This is a genomic window from Mesorhizobium sp. CA6, from assembly GCF_020165035.1.
Lineage (GTDB): Bacteria > Pseudomonadota > Alphaproteobacteria > Rhizobiales > Rhizobiaceae > Mesorhizobium.
The window spans coordinates 247469-271666 of sequence record NZ_JAIUHI010000002.1 but is presented as its reverse complement, the minus strand read 5'-3'; the positions used below and the strand labels follow the sequence as shown (position 1 = coordinate 271666).

Annotated in this window: 20 protein-coding genes and 1 pseudogene; 18 read left to right on the top strand and 3 right to left on the bottom strand. The window is 63.3% G+C overall.

Annotated features, from left to right (window positions below; translation table 11 throughout):
* The first annotated feature begins 23 nt into the window (after positions 1–23).
* From LB526_RS03520 to LB526_RS03510, 3 genes are read left to right on the top strand one after another with little or no spacing between them, the layout of a single operon-like run.
* Complete coding sequence (locus LB526_RS03520) at positions 24–590, top strand: helix-turn-helix domain-containing protein (protein ID WP_224626139.1); 567 nt, start codon at positions 24–26, stop codon at positions 588–590.
* A gap of 5 nt (positions 591–595) precedes the next feature.
* The gene (locus LB526_RS03515) at positions 596–904 is read left to right on the top strand and encodes a hypothetical protein (protein ID WP_224626136.1); all 309 of its coding nucleotides are present in this window, start codon (positions 596–598) and stop codon (positions 902–904) included.
* A gap of 38 nt (positions 905–942) precedes the next feature.
* On the top strand, positions 943–1482 hold the full coding sequence (locus LB526_RS03510; RefSeq protein WP_224626133.1) for a GNAT family N-acetyltransferase: 540 nt from the start codon (positions 943–945) through the stop codon (positions 1480–1482).
* On the opposite strand, the gene LB526_RS03505 is transcribed toward LB526_RS03510, so the two are convergent.
* The gene (locus LB526_RS03505; protein WP_224626129.1) at positions 1474–2358 is read right to left on the bottom strand and encodes a LysR family transcriptional regulator; all 885 of its coding nucleotides are present in this window, start codon (positions 2356–2358) and stop codon (positions 1474–1476) included. The genes LB526_RS03510 and LB526_RS03505 overlap by 9 nt on opposite strands.
* Before the next feature lie 110 nt (positions 2359–2468).
* Between LB526_RS03505 and LB526_RS03500 the strand changes: the two genes are divergently transcribed.
* Both LB526_RS03500 and LB526_RS03495 read left to right on the top strand, forming a co-directional pair.
* On the top strand, positions 2469–3620 hold the full coding sequence (locus LB526_RS03500; protein WP_224626126.1) for a gamma-butyrobetaine dioxygenase: 1152 nt from the start codon (positions 2469–2471) through the stop codon (positions 3618–3620).
* Positions 3617–4207 (top strand): HD domain-containing protein, encoded by a 591-nt coding sequence (locus LB526_RS03495; protein ID WP_224626122.1) that lies wholly within the window; start codon positions 3617–3619, stop codon positions 4205–4207. Before LB526_RS03500 ends, LB526_RS03495 begins: the two co-directional genes overlap by 4 nt.
* Positions 4208–4259: 52 nt before the next feature.
* On the opposite strand, the gene LB526_RS03490 is transcribed toward LB526_RS03495, so the two are convergent.
* Positions 4260–6068 (bottom strand): NAD(P)/FAD-dependent oxidoreductase, encoded by a 1809-nt coding sequence (locus LB526_RS03490; RefSeq protein ID WP_224626120.1) that lies wholly within the window; start codon positions 6066–6068, stop codon positions 4260–4262.
* A gap of 584 nt (positions 6069–6652) precedes the next feature.
* Between LB526_RS03490 and LB526_RS03485 the strand changes: the two genes are divergently transcribed.
* From LB526_RS03485 to LB526_RS03440, 10 genes and pseudogenes are all read left to right on the top strand, one after another.
* Positions 6653–8434 carry an acetolactate synthase 3 large subunit gene (locus LB526_RS03485; RefSeq protein ID WP_224626117.1) on the top strand — a complete coding sequence of 594 codons (1782 nt, stop codon included), beginning with the start codon at positions 6653–6655 and terminating at the stop codon, positions 8432–8434.
* Positions 8435–8517: 83 nt separating this feature from the next.
* Positions 8518–9093 carry an acetolactate synthase small subunit gene (ilvN, locus tag LB526_RS03480; protein WP_027169049.1) on the top strand — a complete coding sequence of 192 codons (576 nt, stop codon included), beginning with the start codon at positions 8518–8520 and terminating at the stop codon, positions 9091–9093.
* 106 nt (positions 9094–9199) lie between these two features.
* On the top strand, positions 9200–9796 hold the full coding sequence (locus tag LB526_RS03475) for a LysE family translocator (RefSeq protein WP_095764789.1): 597 nt from the start codon (positions 9200–9202) through the stop codon (positions 9794–9796).
* A gap of 357 nt (positions 9797–10153) precedes the next feature.
* Positions 10154–11458 (top strand): efflux RND transporter periplasmic adaptor subunit, encoded by a 1305-nt coding sequence (locus LB526_RS03470; protein WP_224626114.1) that lies wholly within the window; start codon positions 10154–10156, stop codon positions 11456–11458.
* Positions 11455–14607, top strand: a complete 3153-nt coding sequence (locus tag LB526_RS03465) for an efflux RND transporter permease subunit (protein ID WP_224626111.1) — start codon at positions 11455–11457, stop codon at positions 14605–14607. Before LB526_RS03470 ends, LB526_RS03465 begins: the two co-directional genes overlap by 4 nt.
* Before the next feature lie 64 nt (positions 14608–14671).
* Positions 14672–15289, top strand: coding sequence for a nitrile hydratase subunit alpha (gene nthA, locus LB526_RS03460; protein ID WP_224626110.1), 618 nt, complete (start codon positions 14672–14674; stop codon positions 15287–15289).
* Positions 15286–15945: a nitrile hydratase subunit beta gene (gene nthB, locus LB526_RS03455; RefSeq protein WP_224626108.1), complete on the top strand. Its 660-nt coding sequence runs from the start codon at positions 15286–15288 to the stop codon at positions 15943–15945. The genes nthA and nthB overlap by 4 nt, the downstream gene beginning before the upstream one ends.
* Complete coding sequence (locus tag LB526_RS03450; RefSeq protein WP_224626106.1) at positions 15932–16276, top strand: nitrile hydratase accessory protein; 345 nt, start codon at positions 15932–15934, stop codon at positions 16274–16276. The genes nthB and LB526_RS03450 overlap by 14 nt, the downstream gene beginning before the upstream one ends.
* 135 nt (positions 16277–16411) lie before the next feature.
* Positions 16412–17287, top strand: a pseudogene (gene fusA, locus LB526_RS03445) (elongation factor G); the annotation flags it as partial.
* 164 nt (positions 17288–17451) lie between these two features.
* Positions 17452–18579, top strand: coding sequence for an ATP-dependent RecD-like DNA helicase (locus LB526_RS03440; protein WP_224626105.1), 1128 nt, complete (start codon positions 17452–17454; stop codon positions 18577–18579).
* Between the two features lie 230 nt (positions 18580–18809).
* Here LB526_RS03440 and LB526_RS03435 read toward each other — a convergent pair whose 3' ends face one another.
* Positions 18810–19208: an STAS/SEC14 domain-containing protein gene (locus LB526_RS03435; RefSeq protein WP_224626103.1), complete on the bottom strand. Its 399-nt coding sequence runs from the start codon at positions 19206–19208 to the stop codon at positions 18810–18812.
* A 108-nt stretch (positions 19209–19316) separates the two neighbouring features.
* Here LB526_RS03435 and LB526_RS03430 point away from each other — a divergent pair, with 108 nt between their 5' ends.
* The 3 genes from LB526_RS03430 to LB526_RS03420 all read left to right on the top strand — a co-directional run bounded on the left by LB526_RS03430 (position 19317) and on the right by LB526_RS03420 (position 24120).
* A complete protein-coding gene (locus LB526_RS03430; protein ID WP_095764797.1) occupies positions 19317–20057 on the top strand; it encodes a pyridoxine 5'-phosphate synthase in 741 nt (246 codons plus the stop codon).
* A gap of 86 nt (positions 20058–20143) precedes the next feature.
* Entirely contained in the window at positions 20144–22057 is a 1914-nt protein-coding gene (locus LB526_RS03425) for a potassium transporter Kup (RefSeq protein ID WP_224626101.1), read from the top strand.
* A 146-nt stretch (positions 22058–22203) separates the two neighbouring features.
* The gene (locus LB526_RS03420; RefSeq protein WP_224626099.1) at positions 22204–24120 is read left to right on the top strand and encodes a potassium transporter Kup; all 1917 of its coding nucleotides are present in this window, start codon (positions 22204–22206) and stop codon (positions 24118–24120) included.
* The last annotated feature ends 78 nt before the right edge of the window (positions 24121–24198 follow it).

Sequence of the window (24198 nt, the reverse complement as noted above, 5' to 3'; positions counted from 1 at the left end):
AGAAAATCCGATATATTGGACGGATGGATGATATATCGAATAGCATTACCGCCACGATCGGCAGGCGGATACGCTCCGAAAGAACGCTGAGGGGCTGGTCGCTTGCCGAATTGGCCGAGCGCTCGGACGTTTCGAAGGCGATGCTGAGCGCCATCGAACGCGGTACGACCAGTCCGACCGCGGCGCTTCTGGTGCGCATCGCGGCGGCCTTCGGCATGACGCTGTCGACGCTGATCGCGCGGGCCGAGATGCAAGGCGGCGGCATTTCGCGCCGGGACGAGCAGCCGATCTGGCAGGATCCGGCAACCGGGTACATCAGGCGTCATCTATCGCCGGCATCGCAGATGCCGCTGGAACTGGTCAGGGTCAGCCTTCCGGCAGGTGCCAAGGTCAGTCTGCCGGCGGCGTCCTACGCCTTCATCAAACAGCAGATATGGCTGATCGACGGAAGGCTGGATTTCACCGAGGGCGATGTGGTGCACCGGCTCGAGCCTGGCGACTGCCTGGCGCTGGGCGCGCCCTCGGATTGCGTCTTTCATGCTCCCGGACCGGATGCGGCGGAGTATCTCGTGGCACTGGTCAGGGACTGACTCCGATGTCTCGCCGGCCAAAACGCTCGCACAATGGCGGGCCGCCGCTCGACGACTATGACGGCCCGCCCTGGGGCAAGGGCGATGCCTACATTTTCCTCGCCTGGCGCGCCGCCCACGACGAGGCTTGGAAGGCGCCAAGCCACGCCGTCATGCTGATGCGGCTGGAGAGAGCCGAACGGCTCGGTTTGACCTACGAGGAATATACGCTCGAGATACTGGAGCGTGGCCGCCATCTCGGCGAGGACGACGCCGACCGTATCGCCGAAATCAGGCGGGCGCGACGGCGGAAACGCATCAGCCATTTCGAATGACCTCGTCAACGACATATCATCACCTGGAGAGCACCAGCATGAACTCCCTTGAAATCCGGGCGCTGAGCGACGATGCGGCGACCATCGCGATGCTCACCGATCTGCTGATCGAGACGGTCGCCGCCGGCGGATCGGTGAGCTTCATGCATCCATTGTCGGCGGAGGCCGCGCGGGAATTCTGGCGCAAGTCGCTTGCCGCGGCGGCGCGCGGCGAAAGGGCGGTGCTGGGCCTATGGCGGGGCGAGGTGTTTGCCGGCACCGTCACGTTGTTGCTCGACTTCCCGCCCAACCAACCGCACCGCGCCGAGATCGCCAAGCTGATGACCGGCCGCGACCATCGTGGCAAAGGCGTCGCGACCGCCCTGATGCGGGCAGCGGAGAAACTGGCCGTCGAGAAAGGCCGTACGCTGCTGGTGCTGGACACGGCCAGCGAAGAGGGCGCGGCCGGGCTTTATGAGAAACTTGGTTTCACCTTGGCCGGTGAGATCCCCGATTTCGCGCTTAAGCCACACGGCGGGCTCACCGGCACCCTTATCTACTGGAAACGGATCGGGGCAGCGGCCGACACGCTATCCTGAACTTCCGGCAATGTGCGACAGGAGCCAGCGGCGGAAATCCTGCTCGGCGCCGGAGAGTCGCGACGATGACGGTCTCGTCAGGAAATGGCCCGATGGGCTCGAAAGCTCGAAATCGGAAAGCCTGACGAGAACCTTGTCCTTGAGGGCCGCGTCGATCAGCGGCCGCGAGCCGAGCAGCGCCCCGGCGCCGACCTTCGCGGCTTCCATGGCGGCGACGAAACTGTCGAAGCGGTGCGAGCGCCGGGGATGGCCGGAAACTCCCGCGGCTGCGAACCATTCCGCCCACATCTCGCGCGCGCCCGCCACCAGGAGAAGCGGCAACGACGTCCACTCGCCACCTTGGGCGAGCGGCGGAGCCGCGACCGGGACAAGCCGCTCGACGGTCAGCCGGTCGGCCTCGCGCCCGGGAAAGGATCCGTTGCCGAAACGTATGTCGAGCGCCGAGCCCGGCTGGTCGTAGTCGGTCGGCCGATGGATGGTCACCAGATCGAGCCGGATCTGCGGCAGCACCTTTGCCAGATCAGGAAGAGCCGGGACCAGCACCAGCATCGCGAAGGAGATGGGGACGCGGATGCTGACGATCTGCACGGCACGCGGCTCGAACAGCTCGTTCGTGCTGTTGCCGATAGTCGCGAATGCCGACTGGATGTGCGGGAGATAGGCTGCGCCTTCTGGCGACAGAGCCACGCCGCGTGCCAGGCGCGCGAACAATCGCGTCCTGAGCCGCTCCTCCAGAAAACGGATGTGCTGGCTCACCGCTGCCTGGGTGAGCCCGAGCTCAGCGGCCGCGGCGGTGAAGTTCGAGAGGCGGGCGGCCGCCTCGAAACTGCGCAGCCAATCGAGCGGAGGCATCGTATCGAGAGCTCTTCCAGCCATCAGAAATTTAGCGCCAATACCCATAAAACGATAATTTGAATTATGCCTTTGATGAAGCCAGCATGCAATCCGTACCCGCAGCCGCGGATGTAGGATGGGAGGTTTTGGACATGTTGACGACAGTGACGCTGGGCGACGAGGGACGAACCATCGAGCTTGGCTGGAAGGACGGAGCGCGCAGCCGCTTCCATGCCATATGGCTGCGCGACAACGCGCTGGACGACAAGACGCGCAGCGCCGGCAACGGACAGCGGCTGATCACCATCCTCGACATTCCGGCCGAGACGCGGATCGGCGCGGCTGAGATCAGGGGCGGAGCGCTGGAGGTCACATTCGCTCCTGAAGGCAAGGCCGTCAGCTTTCCCTCAAGCTGGCTCCGCTCTCATGCCTATGATCGCCAGCAGGCGCGCGAACCCGGCTGGACGGGAGGCGACATAGAGCGCTGGACGAAAGCCACGATGCAGAATTCCGTGCCGCGCGCGACCTATGCGGAGGCCAGCCGCGACAGCAACGTCTTGCGGCAATGGCTCGCCGCGGTCCGCAGCTTCGGCTTCGCTATCATGGACGGCCTGTCCGCCGAATCCGGCGCGCTGTGCAAGGTGGCGGACCTGTTCGGCTATATCAGGGAGACCAATTATGGGCGCTGGTTCGAGGTGCGGGCCGAGATCAATCCGAACAACCTCGCCTACACCAATCTTGGGCTGCAGGCGCATACCGACAACCCCTATCGCGATCCGGTGCCGACGCTGCAGATCCTCGCCTGCATCGAGAACACGGTCGAAGGCGGCGAGTCCAGCGTCATCGACGGGTTCGCGGTGGCTGCCGCACTTCAGTCGGAAAATCCGGAGGGCTTCCGGCTGCTCTCTTCCCATCCGGCGCGTTTCGAATATGCCGGCTCGTCGGGCGTACGGCTGCAGTCCAAGCGGCCGATGATCGAGCTCGGGCCCGATGGGGAGCTCATCTGCATCCGCTTCAACAACCGCTCGCTGGCGCCGGCGGTCGACGTGCCCTTCGCCGCGATGGACAAATACTATGCGGCCTACCGCCGGTTTGCCGAGCTGATCGAGGATCCTGCTTTCGAGGTGACGTTCAAGCTCGAGGCGGGGCAATCCTTCATCGTCGACAACACCCGCGTCATGCATGCGCGCAAGGCGTTTTCCGGCAGCGGCAAGCGCTGGCTGCAGGGCTGCTACGCCGACAAGGACGGCCTGCTGTCGACGTTTGCCGCGATCGAGCATGGTTTCAAGGAGGCGGCGGAATGAAGCCCAACGAATTGAACGCAGGCAACATCGTCGAATTCATCGCTGATATTTTCGAGCGTCGCGGCGCCGAATCCTATCTCGGCGAGCCGGTCACCATGTCGGAGCATATGCTGCAGGGCGCGTGGCTGGCCGAGCAGGACGGCGCGCCCGAGGAGCTTGTGGCGGCGGCGCTGCTGCACGACATCGGCCACTACACCAGTGAGTTCGGCACCTATTCGCCCGACGACGTCGAGGACAAGCACCATGACGAGGCGGGCGGTGAGGTGCTGGCGCCCTTCTTCCCGCCGGTCATCGTCGAATGCGTCAGGCTGCATGTCTCGGCCAAGCGCTATCTCTGCGCCACCGATCCGACCTATTTCGGCAAGCTGTCGCCGGCTTCGGTGCATACGCTGTCGCTGCAGGGCGGGCCGATGAGCGCGGAGGAGGTGGCTGAGTTCCGCAGCAATCCCTTCCACGACGAAGCGGTGCGCGTGCGCATCTGGGACGAAGGCGGCAAGGTCGCCGACATGAAGACGCGGGCCTTTCGCGACTACGTGCCGTTGCTCGAGCGAGTGGTGAAGAAGTTCGCGGCTGAGAAGGCGGCATAAATGGCAGAAGCCCGGCCCGTTGGGCTTCTGCCATCCGCGAGAGCGCCGTGCGTCAGCTCTTGTGGTACACCTCCTGCAGCCCGTAGACAGGCGTCGGCAGGCCAACTTGGCGCGCCTTCAGCTGCAGCGACAGATATTGCGAATAGTGACGCGACTGGTGCAGGTTGCCGCCGTGGAACCAGAGCGCTTCCTGCTGCGTCGGCTTCCACATGTTGCGCTGCTCGCCCTCCCAGGGACCCGGATCCTTGGTGGTGGCGGAGCCGAGGCCCCAGACCTTGCCGACCTTGTCCGCCACCTCTTGCGAGATGAGGTCGGCGGCCCAGCCGTTCATCGAGCCGTAGCCGGTGGCATAGATGACGAGGTCGGCCGGCAATTCGGTGCCGTCGACGAATTTGACGCCGGTTTCGGTGAGTTCCTGCACCGCGGCGCCCGGTCCGCTCTTCAGCTTGATCGAGCCGTCGATGACGAGGTCGCAGGCGCCGACATCGATATAGTAGCCGGAGCCGCGGCGCAGATATTTCATGAACAGGCCCGAGCCGTCGTCGCCCCAGTCGAGCATGAAGCCGGCCTTTTCCAGGTCGTCGTAGAATTTCGCGTCGCGTTCCTTCATCTGCCGGTAAAGTGGGATCTGGAACTCGTGCAGGATGCGGTAGGGCAACGAAGCGAAGATCATGTCGGCCTTGCCCGTCGTCATGCCGTTCTCCACCGCCTGCTCGGAGTAGAGCGCGCCAAGCCCGATATCCATCAGCGTGTCCGACTTGACGATGTGGGTCGACGAGCGCTGCACCATGGTCACGTCGGCGCCGCCTTCCCACAGCGCCGCGCAGATGTCGTGGGCCGAGTTGTTGGAGCCGATGACCACCACCTTCTTGCCGCGGTATTTGTCCGGTCCGGGATGGGTCGAGGAGTGCTGTTGCTCGCCCTTGAAGATGTCCTGGCCTTTGTATTTCGGCCAGTTCGCCTTGCCCGACATGCCGGTCGCCAGCACCAGTTGCTTCGGCTTGAGCACGATCTCCTTGCCGCCGCGCTCGACGACGATCGTCCATTCCTTGGCCTTCTCGTCGTATTTGGCGGATTTGGCGGTGGTGGAAGACCAATAGTTCAGCTCCATCACCTTGGTGTACATTTCCAGCCAGTCGCCGATCTTGTCCTTGGGCGCGAAGACCGGCCAGTTCTTCGGGAAGTCGATATAGGGCAGGTGATCGTACCAGACCGGGTCGTGCAGGCAGAGCGACTTGTAGCGCTTGCGCCAAGAGTCGCCCGGACGCTCGTTCTTCTCGACGATGATGGTGGGCACGCCGAGTTGTTTCAGCCGGGCGCCGAGCGCGATACCGCCCTGGCCTCCGCCGATGATCACGACATAGGGTTGCTTGGTGTGGCCGATCTCGGCGATCTCGTCGTCGCGCTCCTCACGCCACGTCTTGCGGCCCTTGCCGTGGCCGTGCTTGGCGCCGAGAGGACGCGTGAAGCCGGCCTTCTCCTCATGGCCTTTCAGCTCCGCCATGGTGGTGAGCAGGGTCCAGATCAGGTCGCCCTTGAACCGCACGAGGCCAAAGCCGCGCGCAACGCTCGTCTCGAAGGTGATCCAGGCAGTGGTGACGCCGCTGTCCTCGCTCGCTTCCTCGCCCTTGGCCACTGCCCATCCGGTCGGCCTGGTGCTGGCCAGCGTCGTCTGCAGCATGTCGCGGATCTGGTCCTGGCCCTCCATCGTCTTCAGGTTCCAGGTGAAGGTGACGAGGTCGCGCCAGTAGCAATCGGCCTGGAAGCAGTTGACGGCGCTGTCGATGTCGCCGGCTTCCAGCGCCTTGCCGAACTTGTCGAGCAGCGCTTGCGCCTTGGTGGTGGGTGTTCTCTCGAGCATTTGTTCTCCTCCACTTTGCTAGAGTCCGGCATGAGCAGCAAGCAGCCTGCCAACCGCGATGCTCATGAGCGATTGCAATGAAATCAATCTGTTAGGACGATATGGGCTTGGATCGGCCGTGCCGGGTCGAGTCGATGGGTATCGATGCAGCGCAGCCAGGATTGAACTATGACATCGTCGCGAGACGATCGCACGCCGGACAGGACCTGCTCGATCTCGCATATGTGCTCGCCAGCCATGCGTCCTCCTCGCACGTCTTTTGCCCGCGTATAGTGGTGCGTCGGAGAGCGACGCTCAACTGTACTATGGTAGCTGTGGGGTGGTTGCGCGCAGGCGCCGTCTCTCACAGGCGAGTGAATTCGCGCTGGACCCCATTGACGAGCCCGCGTTTTGGCCCTTATTGTCCGCGCCCATGAAAACGGCACTCATTCTCGTAGGCTGGCGCGTGGGCAAGGCGGTGTAACCGCCGGGCGAAAACCTCCCATGCGCATCACACAGGCTCCCTCGGGGGCCTTTTTTATTGCCTTGAACACGACTAAACGACCAGCAAATCGCCAGGCGGCGAACATTACGGGACAAGACCGATGAGCAACGGACAGAACGAGCGGCGCGAAATGACGGGCGCTGAAATGGTGGTGCAGGCGCTGAAGGACAACGGCGTCAAGCATGTGTTCGGCTATCCGGGCGGCGCCGTTCTTCCGATCTACGACGAGATCTTCCAGCAGGACGAGGTCGAGCACATTCTGGTGCGGCACGAGCAGGGCGCCGGCCACGCGGCCGAAGGCTATGCGCGCTCGACCGGCAAGGCCGGCGTGCTTTTGGTGACGTCCGGTCCCGGGGCCACCAATGCGGTGACGCCGCTACAGGACGCGCTGATGGATTCCATCCCACTGGTCTGCCTCACCGGCCAGGTGCCGACCTCGCTGATCGGCTCCGACGCCTTCCAGGAATGCGACACGGTTGGCATCACGCGACCCTGCACCAAGCACAACTGGCTGGTGAAGGACGTCAACGAGCTCGCCGCCACCATCCATGAGGCGTTCCATGTCGCGACGACCGGCCGACCCGGCCCGGTCGTGGTCGATATTCCGAAGGACGTGCAGTTCGCCAAGGGCACCTACGTGCCGCCGCAAACGGCGCCGCGCACCAGCTACCAGCCGAAGGTCCAGGGTGACCTGGAAAAGGTGAAGGCCGCGGTCGAGCTGATGGCCGGCGCGAAGAGGCCGATCATCTATTCGGGCGGCGGCGTCATCAATTCCGGTCCGGAAGCCAGCCATCTGCTGCGCGAGCTGGTCGATCTCACCGGTTTTCCGATCACCTCGACGCTGATGGGCCTCGGCGCCTATCCGGCCTCCGGCAAGAACTGGGTCGGGATGCTCGGCATGCACGGTACCTACGAAGCCAACATGACCATGCATGACTGCGACGTGATGGTCTGCATCGGCGCGCGCTTCGACGATCGCATCACCGGCCGGCTCAACGCATTCTCGCCGAACTCGAAGAAGATCCACATCGATATCGACCCGTCGTCGATCAACAAAAACGTTCACACAGAGGTGCCGATCATCGGCGATGTCGGCCGGGTGCTCGAAGATATGGTGCGGCTGTGGCGGGCGACCGCCAAGGTCGACAAGAAGGCGCTCTATCCCTGGTGGGAGCAGATCGCGAAATGGCGGGCGCGGGATTCGCTCGCCTACAAGATGAACAACGACGTCATCATGCCGCAATACGCGATCCAGCGGCTCTACGAACTGACCAAGGATAAGGACACCTACATCACCACCGAGGTCGGCCAGCACCAGATGTGGGCGGCGCAGCACTATCATTTCGACAAGCCGAACCGCTGGATGACGTCGGGCGGCCTCGGCACGATGGGCTATGGCCTGCCGGCCGCGCTCGGCGTGCAGATCGCGCATCCCGACGCGCTGGTCATCGACATTGCCGGCGACGCTTCGGTGCAGATGACCATGCAGGAGATGAGCTCGGCGGTGCAGTATGAAGCGCCGATCAAGATCTTCATCCTCAACAACCAGTATATGGGCATGGTGCGCCAATGGCAGCAGCTGCTGCACGGCAACCGGCTGTCGCATTCCTACACCGAGGCGATGCCGGATTTCGTCAAGCTGGCGGAAGCCTATGGCGGCCACGGCATACGCTGCGACAAGCCGGACGAGCTCGACGACGCGATCAAGGAGATGATCTCGGTCAAGAAGCCGGTGCTGTTCGACTGCCGCGTGGCGACCTTGGCCAACTGCTTCCCGATGATCCCGTCGGGCAAGGCGCACAACGAGATGCTTCTGCCCGACGAAGCGACCGACGAGGCGGTGGCCAACGCCATCGACGCCAAGGGCAGGGAACTGGTGTAGGCAGCCATCAAGGCGGGGCTGTCGCGAGAAAGCCGTGCGCAAACAGAGAATTAGCTCAAAAGTTTGAAATCGAGATTCACGTCATGAACGCACAGCACCTTCAACCGACCGGCTCCGCCTATTTTATCGCCAAGGAAACCGAAAAGCCGGAAACGCACACGCTTTCAGTGCTGGTCGACAACGAGCCGGGCGTGCTTGCCCGCGTCATCGGCCTGTTCTCAGGCCGTGGCTACAACATCGAAAGCCTTACCGTTTCCGAGACCGAGCATGAGAAACATCTGTCGCGCATCACCATCGTGACGCGCGGCACGCCGCATGTGATGGAGCAGATCAAGCACCAGCTCGAGCGCATCGTGCCGGTGCACCGGGTGGTTGACCTGACCGTGCGCTCGCATGAGCTTGGGCAGGAGCGGCCGCTGGAGCGGGAGCTGGCGCTGGTCAAGGTCGCCGGCACCGGCGACGCCCGGGTCGAGGCGCTGAGGCTCGCGGATGCTTTCCGCGCCTCGGTCATCGACGCCAACACCGAGCATTTCATCTTCGAGATCACCGGCAAGGGGTCCAAGCTCGACCAGTTCATCGCCATCATGAAGCCGCTCGGCCTGGTCGAGATCTGCCGCACCGGCGTCGCCGCGATGAACCGCGGCCCGCAGGGAATGTGAACAGGGCGACCGTCCTGTTTCAAAAATTTGGCCCGGCGGTTGCCCGCTTCTGGCTTTTGCGCATTTGCTAAAAGGACAGTAAGGCTGACATATCTGGGAGGATAACATGTCGCTCGACACATTCCTTGCCCTGTTGGTCTATGCCTTCGTGACTTCGATCACGCCGGGGCCGAACAACCTCATGCTGCTCGCTTCCGGCGTCAATTTCGGCATCGCCAGGACGGTTCCGCATATGCTGGGCATCAGCATCGGCTTTCTGGTCCTGCTGCTGGCCGTCGGCTTCGGGCTCGGCGCGGTGTTGACCGCGGTGCCGGCGCTGCATACGGCGCTGAAGATCGCCGGCGCCGCCTACCTGCTCTACCTCGCCTGGAAGATCGCCATGTCGCGCTCGATAAGCGACGGAAAGGGGGCGCAGGGACGGCCGATGCGCTTCATCGACGCCGCCGCATTCCAGTGGGTCAATCCCAAGGCATGGGTGATGGCGATCACCGCGATGGCCGTCTACACCAATGCCGATCACCCGTTCGTCTCGGTGGCGCTGATCTCGATCGCCTTCACCATCGTCAACCTGCCCAGCGTTTCGGTATGGGCCGGCTTCGGCACGGCGCTGCGCGGCTTCCTGTCGGATCCGGTGCGGCTGAAATGGTTCAACATCGCCATGGGCGTGCTCTTGGCGGCGACGCTGTGGCCGATGCTCCGTTAGATGTGCCGATATTCAGGTGAGGCCGGCCTGCAAACGCTGGCTTTCTGCGCTTCCGATGCTCACGTACGAAAAGTACGCTCCGCTCCGGTTCTCGAAAACCATCGTTTTCGATTCGGCCTGACCTGAATCTCAACACATCTGACAGTTTTCGGACTGGTCGCAGAGGCGTTCGTTGAGTTCGTTTGCCGGCTGCTTAGCTATTGTGCAGTGCACATTAAATCTTCGTAATGCCCCGTTTTGGCCCTTTTCGGCCAAAGCCTTGTCCTATCTACTCCACGAAAATCGCGGCACGAGGCCGTGAAGCGAGCTAGAATGGACCACCGGGATCGGCGTGTCGGGTAGAAGGCTTATTTGTCGATGCGCGGAAAAATCGCCTTTGCAGTTGTTGCGGTCGCCGGTCTGGCGGGCGCCGGGCTCTATCTTTCGCCCACTACGTCGGCCAAGGTCCAGCAGCTGATTTCGGGCAAGCAGGCCAGCGTGGCCGCCACGGACAAGACGGCGAGCGGCGATAAAGCGGCCGGTGCCCCGGACAATACGAAAAGCGACAATGCGAAAGGCGGTGGTCCGCGTTCGGCCTCGATCGTCTCCGCCACCGCGACGACAGCCGATTTTCCGATCCGCCGCTATGCCATCGGCTTCGTCTCGTCACCGGAGGTGGTCAATATCAATGCCCGTGTTTCCAGCCAGATCGTCTCGATCGCGGTCAAGGACGGGCAGATGGTCAAGGCCGGCGATCTGCTCATTTCGCTCGATGACCGCGCGCTGAAGGCGCAGCTCGCCAAGGATCAGGCGCAGCTCGCCAAGGACCAGGCGATGCTGGTAAGCGCCCAGGCCGATCTGCAGCGCGCCAAGGACCTCGTCGCCAAGCAGGCCGGCACGCAGCAGACCTACGATCAGGCGCTGGCGGCGCAGAAGGCCGCTGCCGCCACCATCGACGCCGACAAGGCGACCATCGATGCCGACACCGTGCAATTGAGCTATGCAACGATTACGGCGCCGATCTCGGGCCGGCTCGGCGCGGTCAACGTGTCGGTCGGCGATCTCGTCACCACCAGCAACGGCAACTCGAGCAGCTCGACGCCGCTGGTCACCATCACGCAGATGGATCCGCTGCAGGTGAACTTCACGCTGCCCGAGAGCAACCTTGCCCTGTTGCACAAGGCGCTCGCCGACCCGCAGCAAGGCGACGTGACGCTGACCAAGACCGGCGATCCCACGCCGATCGGCAAGGGCACACTCGATTTCGTCGATTCCAGCGTCGATACGGCCTCCGGCACCATCGCCACGCGGGCGAGCATACCGAATCCGGATCTTTCGCTGTGGCCTGGGCAGTATGTGAACGTCGTGCTCGAGGCCGGCATGATGCCGCAGATGACCTCGGTTCCGACGGTCGCGGTGCAGCCCAGTCAGAAGGGGCCGTTCGTCTATGTCGTCAAGCCGGACAACACCGTCGAGATGCGGCCGGTGCAGGTGGCGCTGACGGAAGGCCAAAACAGCGCTATCAGCGACGGGCTCAAGAGCGGCGAGAAGGTCGTCGTCGAAGGCCAGACACGGTTGAAAAACGGCGCGGCGGTGCATGAAGGCAAAGCCGCCGCGGGATCCGGTGAACAGGCATCGCCCAAGGTCGCGGAGGCCGATAAGGCCGGCGGGGCGAGCCAATGATCTCCGAATTCTGCATCCGCAAGCCTGTCGCCACCCTTCTGATGTCGTTCGCCCTCATTCTGGGCGGTATTTTTGCCTACAAGTTCCTGCCGGTGGCGGCGCTGCCCAGCGCTGAATTTCCGGTGGTCAACGTTTCGGCCAGCCTTCCCGGCGCTTCGCCGGAGACGATGGCGACATCGGTGGCGACGCCGCTGATCAAGCAATTCGCGACGATCGCCGGAATCGATTCGATCTCGACCACCAATTCGCTCGGCCAGACCTCGATCGCCATCCAGTTCGTGCTCAACCGCGACATCGATGCCGCGGCCGCGGATGTCCAGGCGGCGATCGCGCGCACGCAAAGATCGCTGCCGCCGGAAATGACGTCGCCGCCAAGCTATCGCAAGGTCAATCCGGCCGACGCCCCGATCCTTCTGATGTCGCTGGTCAGCGACACCGTCCCGCTGACCGATCTGGACGCCTTCGCAGAAAACGTCATGTCACCGTCGCTGTCGACCATCGACGGCGTGGCCCAGGTCTCGATCTTCGGCCAGCAGAAATACGCCGTGCGCATCCAGATCGATCCGACCGCGCTGGCCGCGCGCGGCATCTCGATCGATCAGCTGCAGGCCGCAATCACCTCGGCCAACAGCAACACTCCGCTCGGCGTGCTGCAGAACAACAAGCAGCAGCTGACGATTACCGCCAACACGCAGCTTACCGACGCCGCAGGCTTCTCCAACCTCATCATCGCAACCAAGAACGGCCGTCCGGTGCGGCTGGGCGACGTGACGCGCGTCGTCGATTCCGTGCAGACCACGACGACGGCGAGCTGGTATGACGGCACGCGCGCGATCATCATGGCCGTGCAGCGCCAGCCCGACGCCAACACCGTCGACGTCGTCGACAAGGTCAAGGCGATGCTGCCGTCCTTCCAGGACCAGATGCCGGGCGCCGCCCAGATCAAGCTGCTCAATGACCGCTCGACATCGATCCGCCAGGCCGTCGACGACGTCCAGTTCACGCTGCTCTTGACCATTGCGCTTGTGGTGCTGGTGATCTTCGTATTCCTGCGCCGGGTGACGGCGACGATCATCCCGGCGGTGGCGGTGCCGATCTCGCTGATCGCCACGCTTGGCGCGATGTTCCTGTTCGGCTTCTCGATCGACAATATCTCGCTGATGGGATTGACTTTGGCCGTCGGTCTCGTCGTCGACGACGCCATCGTCATGCTGGAAAACATCTTCCGCCATATGGAAGAGGACGGGCTGTCCGCCTTCGACGCTTCGTTGAAGGGAGCGCGCGAAATCGGCTTCACCATCATCTCGATCTCGATCTCGCTTGTGGCGGTGTTCATTCCGGTGCTTCTGATGGGCGGCGTCATCGGCCGCATCTTCAACGAATTCGCCGTCGTGGTGACCGTCGCCATTCTGGCCTCGATGTTCGTGTCGCTGACGCTGACGCCAATGCTCTGCTCGCGTCTGTTGTCGGTGACCAAGGCCGATCGCGAAAAGCACGCCCCCGGTCATAAGCCGGACCTCATCACGCGCGGCTATGACCGGATCCTGGGCTTCTGCCTGCGAAACACTTTCCTGGTGTTCCTCGTCTTCATCGCGACCGCCGCGGCGTCGGTGTGGGTGATCCAGGTCTCCCCGAAGGGCTTCTTTCCGCAGGAGGATATCGGCCAGATATCGGTGACCACGATCGCGCGCCAGGACATCTCGTTCGACGCCATGGCGAAGCTGCAAGGGCAGGTGGCCAGCGTGTTTTCGAAGTCGCCCTATGTCGACCATGTGGCCTGGTCGGCGGGCAGCGGCAACAACGCGCTCAACCAGGGCCAGCTCTTCGTCCAGCTCAAGGGCAAGGATCAGCGGCCCAACATCGAGAAGGTGCTTTCGGATCTCAGACGCCAGCTGGCCGGCGTGGCGGGCATTGAGACTTACATGCAGCCCGTGCAGAACCTGCGGCTCGGCTCGCGGTCGTCGGCCAGCGCCTATCAGCTCGTGGTGCAGGGCCTGGATACCCGCCAGACCGACATCTGGGCGCAGAAGCTGAACGACGCGATGGCGGCGGACCATACGATGTTCACCGACGTCACCAGCGACCTGCAGAACAACGCATTGCAGGCATCGCTTGTGATCGACCGTGACAAGGCCGCCCAGCTCGGCATCGACACCGACACGCTGCGCTCCGCGCTTTATGGCGGCTTCGGCACCGACCAGGTTTCGACGATCTTCGGTTCTGCCGACAGCTATGAGGTCATCACCGAGCTCGATCCCAAGATCGAATGGTCGCCCGAGCGGATGCTTGCCATCCAGATGCGGACGGCGAGCGGCAGCCTGGTGCCTCTCGGCGCCTTCGCCCATGTCGACCGCACGGCCGGCGCGCTGACGATCAATCAGCTCGGCCAGCTTCCGGCGGTGACGATCTCCTACAACCTGCCGCAAGGCGTATCGCTCGGCGACACGGTGACCCGCATCGACCAGCTCAAAGAACAGATCGGCATGCCGAAGGAGATCTCGACGAGCTTTGCCGGCACGGCCAAGACCTTCCAGGATTCGCTGGCCAATCAGGGGCTGCTGATCGGCGGCGCGATCCTGACGATCTATATCGTGCTTGGCATGCTCTATGAGAGCTTCATCCACCCGCTCACCATCCTCACCGGCCTGCCGTCGGCGGTGCTGGGCGCCGTGGTGGCGCTGCGCTTCGCCGGCATGGATCTGTCGGTGATCGCGGTGATCGGCATCCTGATGCTGATCGGCATCGTCAAGAAGAACGGCATCATGATGGTCGACGTCGCGCTGGAGCTCAGGCGGCAGGGCATGTCGGCGAGGGATTCCATCCACAAAGCCTGCCTGATGCGCTTCCGGCCGATCATGATGACGACGCTTGCGGCGTTGATGGGCACGTTCCCGATCGCGCTCGGCACCGGCGCCAGCGCCGAATTGCGCCAGCCGCTCGGCGTTGCCGTGGTCGGCGGCCTGCTCGCCTCGCAGGCGCTGACGCTGTTCGTCACGCCGGTGATCTACGTCTATTTCGAGAATTTCTCGGGCTGGCTGCTCAGCTTCTCGTCGAAGAAGAGCCGGCCGGCGCTGCATGTGGTGGAAAGCGGCGAGCAAGCCTCGCTGTTCGACGGCGAACCCGAGCCGCAGAAGACGGCAGCCGAGTAGATCGCTCCGACTGGCCCAAGCCGTGGCGCTTGCGGCCGGCGGCAGCCGATCCTAGTCTGTGACCATGTCCCACGATCATGACCACGACAACGAGCTCGATCCGTTCGCGGCGCGCGTGCGCGCGCTGGAGACGATCCTGACCCAAAAGGGCCTGATCGACCCTGCGGCCATCGACGTCATCGTCGACACCTATGAGACGAAGATCGGCCCGCGCAACGGGGCGCGGGTGGTGGCGAAGGCCTGGAACGATCCAGCCTATGCCGAATGGCTCAAGCGCGACGCGACCGCGGCAATCGCGTCGCTGGGCTACACCGGCCGGCAGGGCGAGCACATGCAGGCCGTGTTCAACAACGAGGAGACGCACAACCTCGTCGTTTGCACGCTCTGCTCCTGCTATCCGTGGTCGGTGCTCGGCCTGCCGCCGGTCTGGTACAAGGCGCCGCCCTACAGATCGCGGGCGGTGATCGATCCGCGCGGCGTGCTGGAGGAGTTCGGGCTGATACTGCCGGCGGAGAAGAAGATCCGTGTGTGGGATTCGACAGCCGAGCTTCGCTACCTGGTGGTGCCGATGCGTCCCAAGGGAACCGAGGGCTGGAGCGAAGAGCAGCTCGCCGGACTGGTCAGCCGCGACGCGATGATCGGCACCGCGCTTGCCAAAGAGCCGGAAGGGGAACCGGCATGAACGGACCGCAGGATCTCGGCGGTCAAATGGGTTTCGGGCCGGTCGCGCCGGAAAAGGACGAGTCCTATTTCCACGCAGCATGGGAGCGGCGGGCGCTGGGCGTGACGCTCACCGCCGGGTCCATGGGCGCCTGGAATATCGACGAGAGCCGGCATGCGCGGGAATCGCTGCATCCCGCCGACTATTACTCCTCGAGCTACTACCAGATCTGGATCAAGGCGCTGGAAACGCTCCTGAAACGCCACGGCTTCGTCACCGAGCGCGACCTTGCCGCCGGCAAGGCCGTCGATCCCGCCGCGACGCCGAAAAGAGTGCTGAAGGCGGCGGATGTGCCCGCGGTGCTCGCCAAGGGCGGGCCTTGCAACCGGCCGGTCGCCACGCCGGCGCGTTTTCAGCCGGGCGACCGGGTGCGGACGAAGAATTTCAATCCGACCGGACATACGCGCCTGCCGCGCTATGCGCGCAGCAAAAACGGGAGGATCGAGGCGGTGCGGGATGGTTTCGTCTTCCCCGACAGCAATGCGCACGGCAAGGGCGAGAACCCGCAATGGGTCTACACGGTGGTGTTCGACGGGGCCGAGATCTGGGGCGAAGGCGCCGATCCGACGCTCAGCGTCTCGATCGACGCCTGGGAGAGCTATCTTGAGCCGGCATGAAGGTGCGTTGCCGGCCGGTTTCGACGAGCCGGTCTTTGCCGAGCCGTGGCAGGCGGAAGCTTTCGCCCTGACGGTTGCGCTGCACGACAAAGGCCTGTTCTCGTGGAGCGAATGGGCGGAGGCCTTATCCGCCGAGGTGAAGAAGCCGGGCGCCGCGAGCGACGGGCACGATTACTACGAGCATTGGCTGGCGGCGCTGGAGAAGCTTTTGTCCAGGAAAGGTGTCGCCCGCAAGGGCGAGGTGGATGAACTGGCCGCCGCCTGGGAACGTGCCGCGCACGCCACACCGCATGGCAAGCCGATCCTGCTGGAGAACGATCCAGGGCCCTGACGGCGGACTATGTGCTGCCGGACTAAAAGGTCAGTTTATATTTCCGTTATCCCAGTTCGGGTTCCGTATGCGCACTCGGTTGCAAATATTAAAGCTGCCTGCGACCATGCAATTATGATGAAAATATCCGGCGCGCCATGGCCTTTGCTGCAAATCGCGATCGAGGCGAAGTCGAGAGCCGATGAGGAGAAGTTACGTGTCGCCCTGTCGACGCTGGCCGAGGAGGATCCGTCCTTCCGCGTCAAGACCGACGCGGAAAGTGGCCAGACCATCATTTTCGGCACAGGCGAGCTTCACCTCGACATCATCGTCGACCGCATCCGCCGCGAGTTCAAGGTCGAGGTCAATGTCGGCGCGCCGCAGGTGGCTTATCGCGAGGCGATCACCCACAAGCAGGAGCAGGACTACACGCACAAGAAGCAGACTGGCGGTACGGATCAGTTTGCTCGCGTCAAGATATTGTTCGAACCGAGCCCGAAAGGCATTGAGTTCGAGTTCGAATCGAAGATCGTCGGTGGCGCGGTTCCGAAGGAATACATCCCGGGTGTCGAGAAGGGCATCGGCAGCGTCATGAGGTCCGGCCCGTTTGCGGGCTTCCCGATGATCGGCGTAAAGGCGACACTTATGGACGGCGCCTATCATCATACCGACTCTTCGGCGCTCGCATTCGAGATCGCCGGCCGCGCCTGTTTCCGTGAAGCCGCACCCAAGCTTGGCGTACAATTGCTCGAACCGATCATGAAGGTCGAGGTGGTGACGCCGGAAATCTATGTCGTCAGCATTATCGGCGACCTGCACGGCCGCCGCGGTCTGGTCAAGAGTCGGATAAGCCGCGGCGAGGCCATCGTGGTCAACGCGATGGTGCCGCTGGCCACCATGTTCAAGTACGTCGACAATCTCCGCTCGATGAGCCTGGACCGCGCGGCCTACACGATGCAGTTCGACCACTACGCGCCCGTTCCGAGACCTGACCGCGACCCGCCGCCGCCGGCAGTGGCTGCCTACGGCTGACTTGTTCTTCGTCGGAGCCAACCGAGGTACTGCGAGTTGTTCTCCTTACGTTCCAGTTCGTGACTGATAGCCTGAGTTGTTGGAGGCGGTAGCGATCGTCGCCGACAACGGTCGATATGGCGGCCAATCTTGTCTTTCGCCTGCGAATCCGGTCTGTCGCACTGATGGAATTTTCTCCCCAGCAGGATGAGGCTTTGAAAGCGGTCGGGCGTTGGCTCAAGGAGGGCCGGCCGCAGGTCTTTCGGCTATTCGGCTATGCCGGCACCGGCAAGACCACGCTGGCGCGCTATTTCGCCGAGCATGTCGACGGCCAGGTGCAGTTCGCCGCCTTCACCGGCAAGGCGGCGCAGGTGCTGCGCTCGAAGGGGGCGACCAACGCTCGCACCATCCATTCGCTGATCTATAGGCCGAAGGGCGAGGAATCGGTTGAGGACGAGGTGACCGGCAAGACATCGATGTCGCCGACCTTCTCGCTCAACCGGCAAAGCCCGATTTCGCGCGCCAAGCTTGTCGTCATCGACGAATGCTCGATGGTCGACGAGCAGCTCGGTCGCGACCTGCAGAGTTTCGGCACGCCGATCCTGGTGCTCGGCGACCCGGCGCAGCTGCCGCCGATCTCGGGCGGCGGCTTCTTCACCGAGCATGAGCCGGACGTTCTGTTGACCGAGATCCATCGCCAAGCGCGCGACAATCCGATCATCCGGCTGGCGCTCGACGTGCGCGAGGGCCGCGAATTCATGCATGGCGACTACGGCACGGCCCAGGTGATCGGCAGGGAAGCAGTCAACCAGGAGCTGGTTCTCAAGGCCGATCAGGTGCTGGTCGGCACCAACCGCACGCGCCGACGCTACAATCAAAGGCTGCGCGAGTTGAAGGGGTTTATCGCCGACTTCCCGCAAGCGGGCGACAAGCTGGTCTGCCTGCGCAACGATCCGGCCAAGGGGCTGCTCAACGGTTCGCTGTGGAAAGTGATGACCTCGTCGCGCGAGACGGTGAAGCCCGGCATCAACCTTTTGGTCTCGCCGGAAGAGGACGATCCCGACCGCGGCGTCGCCAAGATCAAGCTGCTCAAGGCGGCGTTCGAGGATCCGGATGCCGAGATCCCCTGGCAGCAGAAGAAGCGCTTCGATGATTTCGATTACGGCTATGCGCTGACTGTGCACAAGGCGCAGGGCTCGCAGTGGAACGACGTGGTGCTGTTCGACGAGAGCTGGGCGTTCAAGGAAACCAGGCAGCGCTGGCTTTATACCGCCATCACCCGCGCCGCCGAGCGGCTGACGGTCGTGCGCTAGAGTTGTTGGGATTCAGGTGAGGCCGGCCTGCAAATGGCGGCCTCCTGCGCTTCCGGTGCTCACATGCGTCAAGTACGCTCTGCTCCGGCCTTCGCCGGCCGAAGCTCTCATAAGCGTCTCCGCTCTATGAAGGCTACGGCCGGCGTAGGCCGGTTCCCGGAAACCATTCAGTTTGGTCGCTTCGCGCCCGTCTTCGACTCCGGCTCGGCCTGACCTGAATCTCAACAACCCTAGTCCGTTGGTCTTGCGCCAAGCCATTGCCAGGCGGCTTCCTCGTTGTCGACGCCAAAGCGCCTGAATTCGAAAGGCAGCGTCTTGGGGAAAAGGCCGGCGACGAGGGGGGCCCCACTCGGCTCGCCGATGGCCGCGCAGCGCACGACATGTTGCATCGCATCGGCCACGCCCTGCTTGAGCGTGTCTTGCTTGATATTGGCCCAGTCGACGCTTTCCTCGTCGGTCAACCTGACCAGCACGTCGATCCTGGGATGCAGCGCGTAGGCGGCCTCCAGCAGGCCGAACAGGTTTTCCGCGTCGGCCGGCGAGACATCGCCGACGACATCGATGGCGAAAAGCGCATCGCGATTGGTCTCGATGCGGCGGATCGCCGGCACGGCTTCGAGGAAATTCACTGGCAAATCCTTATCTTAGCCTCCATCTATCCCCTGGAACACGCGAAACCCTCTATCTGTTCCCGTCAAAGGCGCTATAGATGCGCGCCGATCCACTGGACCCAGCTCATGCCCGCCAAGCTTTCGGTCAATCTCAACGCCGTCGCCATGCTGCGCAATCGTCGCGACCTGCCATGGCCGAGCGTGACCGGACTTGGCCGCATAGCGCTTGCCGCCGGCGCGCACGGGCTGACGGTGCATCCGCGCCCTGACGAGCGGCACACCAGGCATTCCGACCTGCCGGAGATCAGGGCGCTGATCGACGACGAGTTTCCGGGCGCGGAGTTCAATATCGAGGGCTATCCGACCGAGGATTTCCTGGCGCTTGTCGAAAAGAACCAGCCCGAGCAAGTGACGCTGGTGCCGGACGACCCGGCGCAGGCGACTTCTGACCATGGCTGGAACTTCGTCGCCCAGGCGGCGTTCCTCACTCCGATCGTCAAGCGGTTGAAGAAGGGCGGGTTTCGCGTGTCTTTGTTTTCCGACGCGGATCCGGACGCGGTCAGTGCGGCTCGCGACACCGGCGCCGACCGCATCGAGCTCTATACCGGGCCATATGGAGGTTACCATTCTGATTCCGCAAAGGCGGCGAAAGAACTGGAAAGGTTGGGAAAAACCGCTGATGCGGCGTTCGCGGCCGGGCTCGGTGTCAATGCCGGCCACGATCTGACCGTGAAGAACCTGCCGCCGCTGGCCAAACGCATTCCGGCATTAGCCGAAGTATCGATCGGACATGGGTTGACAGCGGATGCGCTGGAGTATGGCATGGCCGGCACTGTCGGGCGGTTCTTGAAGGCCTGCGGATGGTAGGGCGCCTTGCGTAACTCCGGCAGTTTCGGTGCGTCCCGCGCGTTGCGGCGACCTCGAAGCGTGGCGAATCTGATGAAATGGGGTTCATGGTGCTAGCCAACGCCAGCGAGACGGAATCCCTCGAACGCTCGGGCCATGCCGAAACCGAGCGGCAGCACAGCACCAAGGTTCTCATGCTTGGCGCGCTGGGCGTCGTCTACGGCGATATCGGCACGAGCCCGATCTACGCCTTCCGCGAGGCGCTGCATGCCTCGTCGAGCTCGGTCGCCCGCCATGACGTGCTCGGCGTGCTGTCGCTGATCGTCTGGGCGCTCACCATCATTGTCACGATAAAATATGTCGCCTTCGTGCTCAGAGCCGACAACAAGGGCGAAGGCGGCACGCTGTCGCTGATGTCGCTGGCGCGCAGCGCCTACCCCCCGGGCTCGCGTTTCATCCTGGTTATCGGCCTTTGCGGCGCGGCATTGTTCTTCGGCGATTCGATCATCACGCCGGCGATCTCGGTGCTTTCGGCGGTTGAGGGCCTGAAAGTCGTCACCCCGGCGCTCGATGCCTATGTGGTCCCGATCACGCTGGTCATCCTGGCCGTGCTTTTCGCCGTGCAACGCTTCGGCACGGGCAAGGTGGCGGCGGTGTTCGGACCGGTGACGGCGACATGGTTCGTGGCCATCGGAGCGGCTGGGGTCTATCATATCGTCGACGACCCGTCCGTCTTCCTGGCGATCAATCCATATTACGCGATCTATTATCTCGCCACCACGCCGACGGGCGCCTTCGTCACCGTGGGTGCCGTGTTCCTGGCCGTCACCGGCGCCGAGGCGCTCTATGTCGACCTCGGCCATTTCGGCCGCAAGCCGATCGTGATGGCCTGGTTCGCAATCGTTTTCCCTTGCCTGCTCCTGAATTATTTCGGGCAGGGCGCCTTCGTGCTCTCGCATGGCGGCAAGCCCACCAACCCGTTCTTCCAGATGCTGCCCGAATGGGCGCTGATGCCGATGGTGGGCCTGGCGACCGCGGCCACCGTCATCGCCAGCCAGGCCGTCATTTCCGGCGCCTTCTCGCTGACAAGGCAGGCCGTGCAGCTCAACCTTCTGCCCCGTATCGAGGTGCAGCATACTTCCGAGATGCAGAGCGGCCAGATCTATATGCCGAGGGTGAACCTCCTGGTCGCGCTCGGCGTCATGCTTCTGGTCGTCGGTTTCGGCAGCTCGAGCGCGCTCGCCTCGGCCTACGGCATTTCGGTGACCGGCGAGATGCTGATGACGACGATCCTTTTGTTCGTCGTCATGCGCTGGCTCTGGAGATGGCAGGTTGCGGCCGCACTGGCGCTGGCATTGCTGTTCGGCGTCATCGATCTCGGCTTCTTCTCGGCCAATGTCGTCAAGATCGTCGAAGGGGGCTGGGTGTCGATCACCGTCGCCTGCCTCATGGGCCTGATCATGTGGACCTGGATCCGCGGAACCCGCTACCTCTTCGACAAGACGCGGCGCAACGAGATCCCGCTCGATTTCCTGGCGGGAAACCTGTTGAAGAAGAAGCCGCAGCTGGTCTCGGGCACCGCCGTGTTCCTGACCAGCGATCCGCTGAGCGCGCCGACGGCGCTGATGCACAGTCTCAAGCACTACAAGGTGCTGCACGAAAAGAACGTCATCCTGTCGGTGGTGACGGCGCCGCAGCCTGTGGTGCCCGACAGCGAGCGCGTCAAGCTGGAGACGGTCAACGAGCTTTTCATGCGCGTGACGCTGACCTTCGGCTACATGGAGCAGCCGAACATTCCGCGTGCGCTGGCCATCTGCCGCAAGCAGGGCTGGAAGTTTGACATCATGACGACGTCCTTCTTCCTGTCGCGCCGTTCGCTTAAGGCCTCGCCCAATTCCGGCATGCCGGTCTGGCAGGACCGGCTGTTCATCGGCCTCGCGCGGACGGCTGCGGATGCGACGGAGTATTTCCAGATTCCCACCGGACGCGTGGTCGAGATCGGCACGCAGGTCGCTATCTGACGAGGCCGTTTCTATCGGATGCGATGCAGGCGCGCTCCGTGCACAGTGAAGCCGTGCGTCGGCGGCATGGGAGCCCTCACGCTAGGGCACTTGATATTGCACTGCAGCAAGCGTAGAGCACCGCGCGTTTTATCGGAGTGTGGTCCATGGCCCTTGCCAATGGTGCTGAGGCAGAACCCGTCGACCAATCGAGCCATCCAGAGATCGAACAGCACAGCGCCAAGGTGTTGATGCTGGGGGCGCTCGGCGTCGTCTATGGCGATATCGGCACGAGCCCGATCTACGCCTTCCGCGAGGCGCTGCACGCCTCGTCGGGCGGCGACGTGGCCAACCGCGCCGACATTCTCGGCGTGCTGTCGCTGATTATCTGGTCGCTCACCATCACGGTCACGGTGAAGTACATCATGTTCGTGCTGCGCGCCGACAACCGCGGCGAGGGCGGCGTGCTGTCGCTAATGGCGCTGGCGCGCGGCACTTTTCCGACACGCTCGGCGATCGTGCTCGGCATCGGCATCGTCGGCGCGTCGCTGTTCTTCGGCGATGCCGTCATCACGCCAGCCATCTCGGTGCTGTCGGCGGTCGAGGGCATGAACGTCGTCACACCCGCCTTCCAGCCCTATGTGGTGCCGCTGACATTGCTCATTCTCGCAGCCGTGTTTGCCGTGCAGCGTTTCGGCACGGGCGGTGTGGGCCTGGTGTTCGGGCCGGTCACCGCCATATGGTTCCTTGCCATCGGCGTTTCCGGGCTGAAGCACATCATCTCGGACCCGGAAATCCTGTGGGCCATAAGCCCGCACTACATCGTGGCCTTCTTCATCAATTCGCCCGACGTGTCCTTCGTCACGGTCGGCGCCGTCTTCCTGGCCGTCACCGGCGCCGAGGCGCTCTATGCCGACCTCGGCCATTTCGGCCGCAAGCCGATCGTGCTGGCCTGGCTTGCGATCGTGTTTCCCTGTCTGCTTTTGAACTATGCCGGGCAGGGCGCCTATGTGCTTGCCAAGGGGGGCACGGTCGGCCACCCGTTTTTCGAGATGAATGAGGGCTGGGCGCTGATCCCCATGGTGGTCCTTGCGACCGCAGCGACCGTGATTGCCAGCCAGGCCGTCATCTCCGGCGCCTATTCGCTGACCAGACAGGCGGTGCAGCTCAACATGCTGCCGCGGCTTGAAATCCTGCATACGTCGGAGAAGCAGTCCGGCCAGGTTTATATGCCGCGCGTCAACATGCTCCTGGCGCTGGTGGTGATGCTGCTGGTGGTTGGCTTCGGCGAATCCAGCAGGCTCGCCTCGGCCTATGGCATTTCCGTCACAGGCAACATGCTGGTGACGACGACGTTGCTGTTCATCGTCATGACACGCATCTGGAAGTGGAATATCTGGCCGGCGATCGGCCTGACGGCGGTGTTCGCCCTGATCGACATAGGCTTCTTCGCCTCCAACATCGTCAAGGTGTTCGAGGGGGGCTGGGCCTCTCTCGCGGTCGCCTTCGCCATCATCCTCGGCATGTGGACCTGGGTGCGCGGCAGCCGTTATTTGTTCGACAAGACGCGCCGCAACGAGATCCCGCTCGATTTCCTGGCGGCGAACCTGTTGAAGAAGAAGCCGCAGCTCGTCTCCGGCACCGCCGTGTTCCTGACCAGCGATCCGCTGAGCGCCCCCACGGCTTTGATGCACAGCCTGAAGCACTACAAGGTGCTGCACGAAAAGAATGTCATCCTGTCGGTGGTGACGGCGCCGCAGCCGGTCGTGCCCGACAGCGAGCGCGTCAAGCTGGAGACGGTCAACGAGCTTTTCATGCGCGTGACGCTGACCTTCGGCTACATGGAGCAGCCGAACATTCCGCGCGCCTTGGCCATCTGCCGCAAGCAGGGCTGGAAGTTCGACATCATGACGACGTCGTTCTTCCTGTCGCGCCGTTCGCTGAAAGCCTCGCCCAATTCCGGCATGCCGATCTGGCAGGACCGGCTGTTCATCGGCCTGGCGAAGACTGCGTCGGACGCGACCGAGTATTTCCAGATTCCCACCGGACGCGTGGTGGAGATTGGCACGCAGGTCGCGATCTGAGAGGCTGGGCCATGCCTGCCGCGGCTGGACACCGCATCTCGGAGAGGCGCGCTTGTCGCGACCGCTGAGAGCCTGATC